Source organism: Spelaeicoccus albus, from assembly GCF_013409065.1.
GTDB lineage: Bacteria > Actinomycetota > Actinomycetes > Actinomycetales > Brevibacteriaceae > Spelaeicoccus > Spelaeicoccus albus.
Genome location: NZ_JACBZP010000001.1, coordinates 1,519,103 through 1,532,537, shown reverse-complemented (window position 1 = coordinate 1,532,537; position 13,435 = coordinate 1,519,103). Strand labels below are relative to the sequence as shown.

The window sequence follows — 13,435 nt, the reverse complement described above, 5'->3', positions numbered from 1 at the left end:
CGCCGGTCAGCCGTTCAGTACTCGTCCTTGATCACACAGCACGAACCGCGAATTATTCCGGCAACCTTCGACGTCTGGCGAGAAGCCTCGGGACGGCCGGAGTCAAGCGAGCGAGTCGATCACGATTCAGTCTTTTCTAGCCTCGTCGCCACGCATCAAAAGCGTCGACGTCGCTGACCAACGTCCGCAGGCCTTCGACCGTCATGCCGGCGAGCCCGAGATTGTCCACATTCCGCCCTTCGCCGAGCATGTCGCGCCCCAGCAGCGGCCCGGCGAGCGTCGCCAGTGCCTGCATCGTCGGTGCCGGCACCCCCGCGACCTCGGCCAGCGACAAGAGCGGCACGACTCCCGCGAGCGCATCTTCCCAGAGAAACCGGTGATCGAGCCGGGAGGGCGAAATCGCGTCCGCATACATTTCGCAGCCGTGCAGTGACTCGTACAGCGTTCCCTCGGGGGCACCGACGGACTGGGTCAAGTACGTCGACAGCGGCGTCGGCCGGTACCCGAACGCGCTCGCAATGCGCATCCGCTCTTCTTCGACTTGCGCTGCAACGTTCGCAACTGCCGGCGTGATGGCCTCACGGTAGTACTTGAAGGTGCCTCCGTGGGTTTCGATCCACCCCGCATTGAGCACCATCGGTGTCACGTGCAGCGAGGCGCCGACGTTTTCGAACCCGGACTGCAGCACATCAGGTACGTCGACGAACGGTATCTCCGGAATAAGCCGTCGAATCTCGTCGGTACGGCCGCTCGGCAACGAAGCGACTCCGACCTGGGCCTTCTGCCCGGAAATGCGTACGCCGGTCGCCCCGTCCAAGGCACTGCCGAACAGGGTGGTCGACGTTTCGGCGATCAATGGCGTGGCGATGCAGCCGCCTGCAACAAGGCCGCGCACGAATTCCAGGCTCCCCAGCGTGCCGGCCGGCATCAGCAAGACGGCTTGATCCGCGGCTGAATACCCTGCCACGAGCCGCCCGACATCGTGATGCCCGTTTGCGGTGGTGCACACAACGACCACGTCGGCGTCCGTCACGGCCGCGCCGATGTCCGTGGTCACGTCGTCCAGCACCGCCGTGCCCTCGAGTCGGCCGGACACCGTCAATTCCGGTGTCGCGGCAAGGCCCGAGACCAGTTCGTCGGTTTCGTCGCCGCCCTGCCTGTTCCACAGCCGCACGCGATAACCGGACAAGGCGAGGAACCCCGCCATGGCTCGACCGGTGCTCCCTGCTCCCAATACGGCAACTGTCTTTGCTTGCGTCATCGAACTTCCTCGTTTCGGTACGACTGTTCCAACAGATGATCCAGGTTGTATTCACTTATTATCACAAGAATCGATTATCTACGAGAATGTTAGACTATCGTTCATGTCAAAGCGTGGAAGTTCCGCAACCAAGACGCAGGCCGTCTTCGACCGCCTACATTCGGATATCACGTCGGGCCGACTGACCGCCGGTGAGCGATTGAGCCCGGAAGACCTGAAGGCTCGTCTCGGGGTCAGCGTGAGCGTGATCCGCGAAGCGCTGACGCAATTGGTCGCTCAGGGCCTGGTCCAGGTCGAGCACAATCGCGGATTCCACGTGAAAAACCTATCGATCAGGGACGTCGTCGACCTGATGTATGCGCGCAAGATCAACGAGTGCGCCGCCTTGCGACTTGCGGTTGAACGCCACGATCTGGCTTGGGAATCCGAAGTTCTCGCGGCCCATCACGTGATGGCCGGCCTGAGCATGTACGCACCCAACGATCCGGCCCATCGCAACGACAAATGGGCGCGGGCGCATACCGCTTTCCACCAAAAGCTCTTCGAAGGGTGTCGCAACGACACGCTCATCGACATCTGCCGCAAGCTCTCGGAATCGGCGGAGCTCTATCGCGGCTGGACGACGCAGGACGCCCCCGACTCGGAGGCCGAGGTAGCGGCCAACCACAAGCAACTTCTGGACGCGGTCCTGGCCCGCGACGCCGACCTCACCGTTGAACTGCACACCGCCCATCTGCAGCGGACCATCGACATCATGCTCGCTCGAGCCGGCGAAGCAGACGATGCCGACGTGGCCGGCGAAGTCGGAACCACCATCACCGATTAGCTGCCGATTCAGGCAGTGGCCACATCTTCGCTCGACCAAATAGCAATCGATTAACTATTGACAATCGATTATTTGTTGCAGAAACTGGATCTACGCTGAAGTGGCGTATATCACATAGGATTCATCGACGAATCGTGTTCTCGATGGATCGGTGAATTTCAGTTCGTCGAGAGGTGCAGGACCCCGTAATGGCACGCAAAAAAGTCACAGTGATCGGCGCCGGCATCGTCGGAGCATCGATCGCCTACCGATTGGCGCAGAATCCGGAAGTCGATGTTCAATCCATCGACACGTCGACGCCGGGCGGCGGCACGAGCTCGGCGAGCATGGCATGGCTGAATGCCAGCAATAAGCGTCCCCGGGACTATTTCGATCTCAACTTCGCCGGCGTGCGGGAGTACGACAAGCTGAAGTCCGAACTCGCCGCGGACTGGCTCCACCTCACCGGCACGCTCGCCCAGGCAGCATTCACACCGAACCTCGAACAGCGCGCAGCCGAGCTCGAAGAGTGGGGCTACCGGGTCGAGAAAACCGATGCAGCCACCGCGCTCGGCAAGCACTTGCCGCAAGCACGGATCGCCGACCCGGGCGAGTTCGTCGCCCATTACCCGGACGAGGGGTGGATCGACACCAACGGCGCCACTCGCGAACTCATCGGGGCGGCCGCCGCGTGCGGGGCCGAATACCAACAGGGCTGCGGCGTCACTCGGATCGACCGAGAGGGGTCGGCGTACCGGCTCACTCTTGCCGACGGAACGACGTTCCTGACCGACGTCGTCGTCAACGCGGCTGGGCCGAAAGCCGACCGCGTGGCAGCGCTGGTCGGCCGCCATCTTTCGCTGGCACCGACCAAGGGGATGACCATCAAGTTCTACGCGCCCGATATCGACATCGACAAGATCGTGCTGTCCGATCAGGTGGAAGTCCGGCCGGACGTCAACGGGTGCGTCCGCACACATGCGGACGCCGTCGACGGCGTCATGGCGCAAGGAGCGGCGACCGACCGGACGGAGCTAATAGCGCTCATGCGCGAAAAGGCCGCGCGATTCCTGCCGATCCTCGAGTCAGCCCCCATCGCCGGAGTGTTCATGGGGATCCGGCCCATTCCCGAAGACCAGTTTTCGTGCGTCGGCGCGGTCGACGGCATCGACAACTACTTCGAAGCAGTCACGCACAGTGGCGTGACGATGGGCCCGCTCATCGGACGACTCATCACCGAATACATCGTCAACGGCACCAAGAACGAGCTGCTGACCAGCCGATTCGACCCCAACCGATTCAACGACCTGTCCTGATTCGAAAGTCACGCATTCACCCAAGGGAGCACGACATGAAAGCCCGACTAGGCATCACCCTTTTTACGGCGCTCGCCCTCGCAGCAAGCATGACGGCGTGCGCGAACCCGGACGACTCGGGAGCCAATACGAAATCCAAAGACGTCGGCAAGACGATCGAAGTCACGAAGGACAAGAAGATCGCGGCGATGGTGCCGGAAAAGTACCAGAAACGCGGCAGCTTCACGGCGTCGATCAATCCGGACGTCGCGCCGGTTAAGTTCACGGATAGCAATGGCAAAATCGTTGGCCTGGTGCCGGATCTGCTCAATAGCGCCGCCACCGTCATGGGCATCAAGCTCAATCTGCAAAAGGGTCAGTTCGATGCCATGGTGCCGGGCCTGGAATCCAAACGATTCGACGTTGTCGCGTCGATCGGCGACTTCAAGGAACGTCAGAAGAAGATCGACTTCATCGACTACCTGCAGACCGGCACGGCCATCCTCACCTCCAGTGACTTCAAGGCCGACAAGATCAAGCCCAACAAGGATCTCTGCGGTCTGAAGGTCGGCTACGTTCGCGGTACGGCTCAGCAGGGCCTGATCAGCAAAGCGTCGAAGGCGTGCGTCGCTGCAGGTAAGAAGAAGGTGCAGAGCAATGGCTACGGAGATTCCGGCGCTGCCCTGCTCTCGGTGAAGAGTTCCCAGGCGGACGCGTTCTGGGGCGATTCACCGGCAATGCTCTACAACGCCAAGAAGTCACCGGATCTGTACAAGATCGTCTTCCAGCAAAAGATCGGTCCCTACGGAATCGGCATCAACAAGGACAACAGCAAATTCCGTGATGCTCTCCGGGCGGCGCTGCTCAAGCTCGTCGAGACGGGCAAGTACAAGCAGCTCATCGACAAGTGGGGCCAAGAAGGCTTCGCCATGCCGAAGATGCCTCTCAACACTGGCCCCAAACTCGAGAGCTAACGCGGCGGTGGACAAATGACATCTGAAGTCAAGCAACAAGACCCGTCGAAACTTCGGCAGCTGGCGGGCCTGCCGATCCGGTCGAACATCAGCATCAAGGAATGGATCACCTATGTCCTAGCGATTTACGTCGCCCTGGTTCTCGTTCACTTCTTCATCTTCAACGACAACTGGCATTGGGACGTCATTGGGTCGTACCTGCTCAGCCAGATCGTCATGACAGGCCTGCTGCACACGATCGAGCTGACCCTGTTGACGACCGTCATCGGACTCGTCCTCGGCGTCATCACGGCGTGGTGCAGAATGTCGAACCTGGTGGTTTTACGCACTCTTGCGGTGCTCTACATCTGGGTAATGCGGGCGATGCCGCCGCTGGTGATGCTGCTGGTGGTGTTCTTCTTCGGGGCGCTCGTGCCGAACTTCTCGATCGGAATACCGTTCGGGCCGACATTCGCCAGCATCTCGGCAAATTCGGTGATCTCCCGGTTCAGCGCCGCAGTCATCGGACTGGCGATCTATCTCGGTGCCTATTCGGCAGAAATATTCCGCGGCGGCGTCCAATCGCTGTCGACCGGGCAGTTCGAAGCGTGCCGAGCGCTGGGGCTGGCGCCGTTCACGTCCTATGTGAAGGTGCTCGGCCCGCAACTGGTGCGGACCATCACGCCGGCCCTGGCCAACGAGGTGATCACGATCTTCAAGAGCACCTCGCTCGTGTCTGTGATCGGCTATACCGAACTGCTCACGACGGTACAGACGATCTACGCGGTCAACTTCGAGACGATTCCGCTGCTCACCGTGGCGGTGATCTGGTATCTGGTGCTCACGAGCCTGGCCATGCTCGGCCAGTCGATGCTGGAGCGGCGATATGCTCGCGGATTCACCACGAGGCGAGGTCCCGGGCCGAACACGGCGAAGGCGCCTGCAGCGCAGGCGCTGGAAAACGGACCGGCGTCGGGGAGGATGGAATGACGACAGGTAATCTGCTCGAGCTCGTGGACGTCTGCAAGAAGTTCGGCGACTTCGAAGCGCTCACGGACATCAACCTCGCCGTCCGGCCGGGGTCCGTAACGTGCATCGTCGGGCCGTCCGGGTCCGGGAAGAGCACGATGCTCCGCACGATCAACATGCTGGAGTCGATCAACAGCGGCGGCATCTTCTTCGAAGGCGAGATGATCGGTCAACAAGTCCACGGCAATCATCGACGACCGGTGTCGAAATACATTGCCCGGAAGCAAGCGGTGAATTTCGGGATGGTGTTCCAGAATTTCAACCTCTTCCCGAATTTCACGGCCTTGGAGAACATCACGCTCGCGCCCATGACGGTGCGGAAGAAGTCGAAGGCCGAAGCGGTGGCGACCGGCGAGCGCGTGCTGCACTCGGTGGGACTGTTCGAGAAGAAGGACCACTACCCCAACGAGCTTTCGGGCGGCCAGCAGCAGCGGGTGGCGATCGCACGGGCGCTGGCAATGGAACCGCGACTGCTCTTGTTCGACGAGCCGACGAGCGCGCTCGACCCGGAGCTGGTCGGCGAAGTGCTGGCCGTGATGCGCGACCTGGCCGCGCAAGGCTCGACGATGCTCATCGTCACGCACGAGATGAAGTTCGCCGAAGATGTGGCGGACGAAGTCATCATGATGGACGCCGGGCACATCATCGAGCGCGGCAGGCCGCGCGATCTGCTGCACAATCCGCAGACGGCGAGGGCCAAGAAGTTCTTCTCATCCGTCTCATCTCACTGAACCAATTTTTTGAAGGGATGCAATGGTGTCTAGACAATCGCATGTGGTGATCGGAGCCGGCGTCATCGGCAGTTCGCTCGCTTATCAGTTGGCCGCCGGCGGACATGAGGTGACAATCGTGGACGCTGGGGAGGCCGGTCACGGCACGACGTCCGCAAGTTTCGCCTGGGTCAATTCGAACGGCAAAACACCGCAAGCATACGCGGATCTGAACATGCTCGGGATGCGTGCGCACGCACGGCAAGCTCGCGAATTCGGCGGCCGTAGCTGGTTCCACCAGACCGGCAATGTCCAGATCGTCCACGACGCCGAGGCCATGGCCGTGCTCGAGGCGAAGATCGACAGGCTACGCGATTGGGACTATCCGGTCGAACGTCTGACGCCCGACCGGCTGGCCTCGCTCGAACCGTCGTTGACGCTGCATAACCCGGCCGGCGGCGCCTTCTACCCTGACGAGGGTTGGATCGACACGCAGCTGATGTGCTCCAGTCTCATCGAGGCGGCGATCCGTCTCGGGGCGACATTCCTGCCGTTCCACACAGTCACCCACCTGACATCCACCGGCCAGGCCATCGCCACCACCGGCGACGGTACTGAAACCGAGCTATCGACAGACGTCACCACCCTCACGGCAGGCAACGGCATCAAACGCATTGCCGAATCCATCGGCGTCGATTTTCCAATCATGCCCACGACCACCTCGATTGCCGCCTCGGGCCGGACACCGGAAGAGCACCCGACGGTCGGCATGACGTGCACGACCACACCAACCCCTGCCCGCCTCGAGCACATCATCCATACGAGCGACGTGTCGCTGCGGCCGGCGGTCAATGGCGGAATCACCCTGACCGACCACTCGACGGCCAGCCGATGGGACATCCACGACCCGGCGTTGTGGCAAGTGCCCGACCTACTCCTCGACCGCGCACGCCGCCTACTGCCGGAACTTGAAACGGCGCACATCGACACGGTCAAACTCGGCAACCGTGTGCTGCCCAATGACGGAGTCACCATCGCCGATTGGGTCGACCCCGACCGCCATGTTTTCGCCATCGCCACCCACAGCGGCGTCACGCTGGCCGCTTACCTGGCAGAAACCATCGCGAACGAACTCACCACGGGAACCCGCACGCCGGCCCTCGAACAATTCCGACTCGACCGGTTTCAAGAAGCGACACGGTAAGAGGCAGCCTTCGTAATATTCCGACGTACCACACGAACGCTTGCGCCGAGAACCCCTGCCCTCCGCCCAGGCACCAGTGTCCAATTTTCGCTGAATCCTCGCCGGAATTCTGAGCGTTGTGGCCTAGCTGGCCGTCTGTTTCACTGCCGTATGGACGGCTCCCGGACAGGCTCGAGAGAATGCGAGCCTGCGCGACGCCGACCAAGTCAGCGGTGCGGGCTTTGCTGCCGCTTCGAAACCCCTCGGACACGTCACGATCCTTTCACTCGGCGCAGCGCTAGTCTTCGTCGTGATTGGAAGAGCCTTTACCATCTTTCTCGAAAATTTATTCGAACAACGTTTCAAGGTGGCATCAGACTAAACCGCAGCACCGACAACGACATTTTTCGGGCGGTTACTGGTAGGCACCGACCACTCAATCCCCACAGCGTGGGAACTTTAGCTAGGCGGACCGTGACGCGGCTCACTACTATCGGATCGTGCCAACTCAAACTCCAGTTCCTCGGCTACTCGCGATTCAACTCGCGATCGCCCGCGCCGGATCCTTGAGCGTCCGCGAAATCTCCGCACTCACCGGTATTCCGCAAAGCGCCGTATATCGCAAACTCGACGCCCTCGTCGATGCCGGTCTCGTGAATCGCGGACCGCGCCGAGGACAGTTCTGTTGTGGTGCCGAGTCGCTGCGGTTTGCCGAAAGCTACCGTCGCGAAGCGCTCGCCAACAGTCCCATCACAACCCACCTGCGACGCGCCGCAGAGAGCTCCGGCGAACTCGCCGCCTATCTCATTCCGAGTGGAACTGAGGCCCTCTGCGTGGAGTCGGCCGAGGGTCGCCACATACTCAGGTGTTCATACTCGCCCGGGCGAGCGCAGCCGTTGACACGCGGTGCGAGCGCATTGGCAATTCTCGCGTTTCTTCAGCCGGCCGACGCACGGGACATCCTGGCCGCCCTCCACGTCCAGTCGTCCGGCAAACAGGCCCTGTTCCGTCAGTTGGAGCAAGTGCGCGCTCATCGATATGCCATGAGTGACAGCGAACTTGACGAAGGAGTGTGGGGCGCGAGCGCCCCGGTATTCTCCGGATCCGGGAATCTGACCGGAGTCGTCACGATCATGGCGCCGAGCGTTCGCGCCGAACAGCGGCAGGACGAATTGATCAGTCAGGCGCAACTGACTGCCGCCGACCTAACTTCAGCATTGGAGCCCACATGACGTTTTCAAAAGGAGCCCTCGTCCGTGATTTCGAGTGGACCGGTCGCATTGACGGCCCCGCGGCCGAGCACAAACGTTGGCACGCCGCTGTCCAGCCTGGGACGGCTCGAACAGCAGATATCCAGCTTCTCGGCTTTTGCAGCGATGAGGGTGTCAAACGCAATGGCGGCCGCCCGGGAGCCGAAGCTGGCCCGTCCGCGATACGCACGGCCCTGGCCTCATTGGCGTTGCACCACGACGTCACCGTGGCCGACCGCGGCGATGTCACAGTCGACGGCAGTGATTTGGAAGCGGCGCAAGAGCGACTTGGCGTCGAGGTCGGCGACATCCTCACGACCGGTTCGCTCCCCCTCGTCATGGGCGGTGGGCATGAGACTGCATTCGGCGACTATCTCGGCCTGACGTCCAGGCCCCGACGCCACGACCGCCGGCTCGGCATCCTGAATTTGGATGCCCACTTCGATCTTCGCGAGCAAGCAGTCGCGTCATCAGGGACGCCATTTCGCCAAATCGCGGACGCCGAACATCAGGCCGGGCGCATATTCCGCTACGCAGTTGTGGGCATAAGTCGGCCCAACAACACGTCGGCATTGTTTTCCACAGCAGACTCGCTTGGCGTACCCCATCTCGTCGACGAAGACTGTCAATTGGGCGACCTGCCGGCCGTCCTCCGTTTTGTCGATGAATTCCTCGACTCGGTCGACGACCTCTACCTGACTATCGACCTAGATGTCTTGCCGTCCTATGCAGCTCCGGGAGTCAGCGCACCGGCGACTCTCGGCGTACCTCTGCCCGTGGTGCAGGCTATCTGCACACACGTTGCCCGGTCGCCCAAACTTGCTCTGGCCGACGTCGTCGAGCTTAATCCACGCTTTGACGTCGACGCTCGCACAGCGCGAACCGCTGCGCGACTGCTCTACCAAATCGGCACCACCGCCACGCGACGCATTGAGGAGCCATCGTGACTTCGAAGAAGACCCGACCGTCCAAAATTCGATGGGTGATGGTCTCGCTCGCCTTTATCGCGATTGCGACCAACTACATCGATCGTGCCAATCTCTCGGTCGCGCTTCCGTACATGGACAAGGAACTGCACATCTCCGCCGGAATCACCGGCCTTATCCTTGGCGCGTTCTTTTGGACCTACACCGCTTTCCAGGTACCTGCGGGCCATTTCGTCGATAAGCTCGGCGCCCGAGTGACATTCGCCGGCGCCGTCATGTGGTGGTCGATCTTCACGGCGGCGACAGTTCTGGCGCGCGGGACGGCGTCCTTGTTCGGCTTCCGTCTCTTGCTCGGCGTGGGTGAGGCCGCCGCGTTCCCGGCTGCCACCAAAATGGTCGAGCGTTGGTTTCCTGCGCGCGAACGCGGCCTGGCCAGCGGCATCTACGACTCGGGAGCCCGCGGCGGCACAATCGTCGCGATTCCATTGGTCACCGCAATCATCGCGGCGCTCGGATGGCGTGCATCGTTTCTCATCACGGCAGCGATCGGCATGCTCTGGGTAGTTGCCTGGATGATCTTTGCCAAAGAGTTCCCCGAACAGCACAAGCTCGTGAATGCGCAGGAAGTGGCGCACATCCGCGAGGACGACGATCAGGGCGATCCCGGCGACGCGAACCGGATTCCATGGAAGAGCTTGCTTCGATCGCGAACCGTGTGGGGACTCGGACTGGGATTTGCCTGCCAGGCCTACGTCATCTATTTCTTCATCACGTGGTTCCCGTCGTATCTCGTCGATGCACGCGGGTTCGATCTGCTCGAGCTCGGCATTTTCGGGGCTATCCCCGGCCTAGCTGGATTCGTCGGTTCGTGGTTCGGAGGATGGTTCTCCGACAAACTCGCAGCGTCACGCTACACGTTGAATACGGCGCGCAAATCCAGCATCGTCATCGGAATGGCGTTGAGTTCACTCGTTGGACTCGCAGGGGTCGCGCCGCACGCGTGGATGGCATTGACTTTGCTGTCGATCTCGTTTTTCGGCGTGTCATTCGCTACGGCGAGCATTCTTGCCGTCCCGGCGGACATTTCACCAAAGGGTGAAGGCTCAGTGACGGGGTCCGTTGCGGGATTCCAAAACGCCGTGTCGAACTTGGCAGGCATTGTGAGCCCTGCCGCTATCGGGTTCTTAAAAGATGCCACCGGATCATTTACGCCCGGGCTGCTGTCAGCAGCGGCCGTTGCGCTCGGCGGCTGTGCCGTTTACATCTTCATGGTCGGCCGGATCGAACCGGGCTCCCTCCGGCTGAACTCACAACCCACCGACGTTGATCACCACCTGGCGTGACTGCACCGAACGGCAATCAGGCAGATGGCAAACGACGCCGCCGCTACGACCGGCCGAGATAGCCGCCGTCCACCGGAATAATGGCGCCGGAAAGATAGTGTGCGGCCCGCGACGCCAAGAAAAGCGCAGTCGAAGCGATGTCGTCGGGGCGTCCCCACCGTCCGGCCGGTATGCGTTCAACGATTTGTCGGCTGCGAACCTCGTCCTCGCGCAGCGACGTGTTCAATTCGGTAGCGATGAATCCCGGTGCAATCGCGTTGACGTTGACGCCGCGCTCCGCCCATTCGTTCGCCACCGATTTGGTCAACTGTGCGACGGCACCTTTAGAAGCAGCGTATGCGGATGCATTGAACCCGCCGAAGAACGACAGCATTGAGGCAATATTGATGATTTTGCCATGTCCGCGTTCGAGCATCGGCCGACCGAGTACTTGCATCATTACGGCGACACTGGACAAGTTGACCTGCATGACCTGGTCGAATTCGTCGAGCGGGAACTCCTCAAAGCCATACCGGAGGGTGGTGCCGGCATTGTTGACGAGGATTTCCACTTCGTATTGCTCGGCGAGCTTCGTGGCTGTCCGTTCGACTGCCGCTTTGTCGCCCATATCGACCTGAATAGCGGTGAAGTTGTCCGTCGAGTCGGCCGCCGAGCGCTGAAGCCCCAACACATGCGCTCCGTTGTCGATCAACACTTCGGTGATCGCCTGACCGATGCCGCGCGTTGCCCCCGTCACGACGGCGTACTGTCCTTCGAGATCAGCGCTAAGACCTATCGACATACAAATCACACCAATATGGTTTCAATCGGACTACTCAAGCACGGCTCGCCGCACCGGGAGGTGTGATCCATCACCGCCCACCCCGTGCCGCCCGCGTCTTCGGGAAAACCTCACTGACGGCTCGGAGTTCCCGAATAGCTCCCATGATCCACGTGTTACCACGACTGCCTACTTCATGATTCACGCAACAGTGTTGCGTACACACGGACGGTACCCAAGCGCAACGACATACTGACGATGCTGTCACGAATATACACGGATATAGCAGGCGAACAGACAGTTACGGTCGTTGTATTTGCACAACTGTACCTGCGCAAAGATGAGGTTGATCGACACGTCTACGGAATTGAGCATGTTCAATGTATTCCTCGGCATTGCGGTGACGAAGATCGCGCTAGTCGCCACTACACGTTCGACAACACATTGCACGGTTTCTCGATCGACTAGAGCGCAGTGGGGCCAAGACCGGCAGTCAAGCGTTCGAACGCACGGCCGTATCCTCATAATCTTCCACGTTCTTACCCGAGGGCTCCCACCGTACGAACAGGAGCGTCACGAGCATGATCAGCGGGACTAGGCAGAACCACAGCATGGTGCCGGACACGCCTGCCGCAGCCAGTACGAGCGGAAAAACGAAGAAGCCGATGATCGATCCCACGCGCGACATGGCCTCGGCAAAGCCGGTGCCGAGCCCGCGCAGTTCCGTTGGGTATGAAAGGGCGGCGATCGACTTTCCCTGAGCGCCGGGGCCAAACGAGTGCGCAAAGATGAAGATTCCGAGTAGAAGACCGATGAAGTAAGGCGACGCGTCGCGCGGCAAAAGACCGATGGCGAGTAGCACTGCTATACAGATCGCACAGCCAATGATCGCCAATCGGCGTAGGCCCAACCGCCACGTGACGAAGGGCTGGATACCGCCGCCCAGGAGCCCGAAAACGTTGATGATCGCAGTGCCAATCACGATTTGCACAATATGCTGCCCGAGAATCATGCCGATAATAACCGGAAGATAGAATCCGACCGCGAAATACTGAACAGCCTGGAACCCCGAAACCACGGATGCTACAAGAGTTCGCAATCGATACGTCTTGGAGAAGATCGCTGTGACCTTTACCTGCTTTGTCGGTCCATCCGAGTGCGCATCTTCGACCACAAATTCGTCGTCGTAGTTCTTGCGAAGAATGTCGACGGATTTTCGTAAACTCAAACTCGCAGCTGCCCACGTCGGGCTTTCGTCCGCGTATATCAGCCTGAGAACGAGAATCACCGCGGCGGGCACTGCCCCGAAACCAACTGCCCAGCGCCACAAGTGTTCTTCACCGGCCAAGGAAATAATCGGCAATGTCAACAGCGCGCTGATGACTGTCGCACAGTACCAAATGAGTTGCCAAAAATTGACGTATTTTCCTTTATCTCGCGTCCGGCTGAATTCGCTGATGAGACTCAGGGCCGCCGGCATATCGATGCCGACGCCAATTCCCAACAGGAACCGGAACACGAGCAAGAGCTCGATATTTGGCGCGAGCCCCGCTGCGACTGCCGCCGCAACGAACAAGATGAGGTCAAGGATCAAGAGCTTATACCGCCCAAGGCGGTCGACGAGCCGACCGCCCACCAACGCTCCAACTAATGCGCCGACGGCTATTGATGCGGTCAGCGCCCCGAGCTGAAATGAGCTCGGATTGAATTCTGCTTTCAGTGAGCCCAGACCAATTGACAGACTTGTGAAATCGTAAGCGTCGATAAATATAGATCCCAGAGCGATCCAGGCGATTATTTTGCCGCGGCCACTGCCTTGCGGGTGATTGTTGATGAAATTGACTACGTCGTTCTTCGAACGAATTACCACTTGGCTCATGTCAATAATTCCTCTCGGGGCATCTTTGACCCCAGCCTTTT

Annotated in this window: 12 protein-coding genes; 9 read left to right on the top strand and 3 right to left on the bottom strand. The window is 60.4% G+C overall.

Features of this window, described 5'->3' with window-relative positions:
- Positions 1-136: 136 nt before the first annotated feature.
- Positions 137-1,261 carry an NAD/NADP octopine/nopaline dehydrogenase family protein gene (locus BJY26_RS07025; RefSeq protein ID WP_179426871.1) on the bottom strand — a complete coding sequence of 375 codons (1,125 nt, stop codon included), beginning with the start codon at positions 1,259-1,261 and terminating at the stop codon, positions 137-139.
- Between the two features lie 103 nt (positions 1,262-1,364).
- On the opposite strand from BJY26_RS07025, the gene BJY26_RS07020 reads away from it, so the two are divergent.
- From BJY26_RS07020 to BJY26_RS06980, 9 genes are all read left to right on the top strand, one after another.
- A complete protein-coding gene (locus tag BJY26_RS07020; RefSeq protein ID WP_179426869.1) occupies positions 1,365-2,087 on the top strand; it encodes a GntR family transcriptional regulator in 723 nt (240 codons plus the stop codon).
- A gap of 188 nt (positions 2,088-2,275) precedes the next feature.
- Positions 2,276-3,382, top strand: coding sequence for an NAD(P)/FAD-dependent oxidoreductase (locus BJY26_RS07015; RefSeq protein WP_179426867.1), 1,107 nt, complete (start codon positions 2,276-2,278; stop codon positions 3,380-3,382).
- 35 nt (positions 3,383-3,417) lie between these two features.
- The gene (locus BJY26_RS07010) at positions 3,418-4,335 is read left to right on the top strand and encodes an ABC transporter substrate-binding protein (protein ID WP_179426866.1); all 918 of its coding nucleotides are present in this window, start codon (positions 3,418-3,420) and stop codon (positions 4,333-4,335) included.
- A 15-nt stretch (positions 4,336-4,350) separates the two neighbouring features.
- On the top strand, positions 4,351-5,304 hold the full coding sequence (locus BJY26_RS07005; RefSeq protein WP_179426865.1) for an amino acid ABC transporter permease: 954 nt from the start codon (positions 4,351-4,353) through the stop codon (positions 5,302-5,304).
- Positions 5,301-6,074: an amino acid ABC transporter ATP-binding protein gene (locus BJY26_RS07000; protein ID WP_269151199.1), complete on the top strand. Its 774-nt coding sequence runs from the start codon at positions 5,301-5,303 to the stop codon at positions 6,072-6,074. Before BJY26_RS07005 ends, BJY26_RS07000 begins: the two co-directional genes overlap by 4 nt.
- 22 nt (positions 6,075-6,096) lie before the next feature.
- Positions 6,097-7,257 carry an NAD(P)/FAD-dependent oxidoreductase gene (locus BJY26_RS06995; RefSeq protein ID WP_179426864.1) on the top strand — a complete coding sequence of 387 codons (1,161 nt, stop codon included), beginning with the start codon at positions 6,097-6,099 and terminating at the stop codon, positions 7,255-7,257.
- A gap of 479 nt (positions 7,258-7,736) precedes the next feature.
- Complete coding sequence (locus BJY26_RS19380; protein WP_179426863.1) at positions 7,737-8,468, top strand: IclR family transcriptional regulator; 732 nt, start codon at positions 7,737-7,739, stop codon at positions 8,466-8,468.
- Positions 8,465-9,433 (top strand): formimidoylglutamase, encoded by a 969-nt coding sequence (gene hutG, locus BJY26_RS06985; RefSeq protein ID WP_179426862.1) that lies wholly within the window; start codon positions 8,465-8,467, stop codon positions 9,431-9,433. Before BJY26_RS19380 ends, hutG begins: the two co-directional genes overlap by 4 nt.
- Positions 9,430-10,755, top strand: a complete 1,326-nt coding sequence (locus tag BJY26_RS06980; RefSeq protein WP_218852311.1) for an MFS transporter — start codon at positions 9,430-9,432, stop codon at positions 10,753-10,755. The genes hutG and BJY26_RS06980 overlap by 4 nt, the downstream gene beginning before the upstream one ends.
- Before the next feature lie 43 nt (positions 10,756-10,798).
- On the opposite strand, the gene BJY26_RS06975 is transcribed toward BJY26_RS06980, so the two are convergent.
- Both BJY26_RS06975 and BJY26_RS06970 read right to left on the bottom strand, forming a co-directional pair.
- Complete coding sequence (locus BJY26_RS06975; RefSeq protein ID WP_179426861.1) at positions 10,799-11,536, bottom strand: SDR family oxidoreductase; 738 nt, start codon at positions 11,534-11,536, stop codon at positions 10,799-10,801.
- A gap of 472 nt (positions 11,537-12,008) precedes the next feature.
- The gene (locus tag BJY26_RS06970; RefSeq protein WP_179426859.1) at positions 12,009-13,394 is read right to left on the bottom strand and encodes an MFS transporter; all 1,386 of its coding nucleotides are present in this window, start codon (positions 13,392-13,394) and stop codon (positions 12,009-12,011) included.
- Positions 13,395-13,435: the final 41 nt, after the last annotated feature.

Bases quoted from the DNA above. Each gene is read 5' to 3' on its own strand.
- BJY26_RS07015 (WP_179426867.1), top strand. From the start codon at position 2,276: ATGGCACGCAAAAAAGTCACAGTGATCGGCGCCGGCATCGTCGGAGCA.
- BJY26_RS07025 (WP_179426871.1), bottom strand. From the start codon at position 1,261: ATGACGCAAGCAAAGACAGTTGCCGTATTGGGAGCAGGGAGCACCGGT.
- BJY26_RS06970 (WP_179426859.1), bottom strand. From the start codon at position 13,394: ATGAGCCAAGTGGTAATTCGTTCGAAGAACGACGTAGTCAATTTCATC.
- BJY26_RS07005 (WP_179426865.1), top strand. From the start codon at position 4,351: ATGACATCTGAAGTCAAGCAACAAGACCCGTCGAAACTTCGGCAGCTG.
- hutG (WP_179426862.1), top strand. From the start codon at position 8,465: ATGACGTTTTCAAAAGGAGCCCTCGTCCGTGATTTCGAGTGGACCGGT.
- BJY26_RS07020 (WP_179426869.1), top strand. From the start codon at position 1,365: ATGTCAAAGCGTGGAAGTTCCGCAACCAAGACGCAGGCCGTCTTCGAC.
- BJY26_RS07010 (WP_179426866.1), top strand. From the start codon at position 3,418: ATGAAAGCCCGACTAGGCATCACCCTTTTTACGGCGCTCGCCCTCGCA.
- BJY26_RS07000 (WP_269151199.1), top strand. From the start codon at position 5,301: ATGACGACAGGTAATCTGCTCGAGCTCGTGGACGTCTGCAAGAAGTTC.
- BJY26_RS06975 (WP_179426861.1), bottom strand. From the start codon at position 11,536: ATGTCGATAGGTCTTAGCGCTGATCTCGAAGGACAGTACGCCGTCGTG.
- BJY26_RS06995 (WP_179426864.1), top strand. From the start codon at position 6,097: ATGGTGTCTAGACAATCGCATGTGGTGATCGGAGCCGGCGTCATCGGC.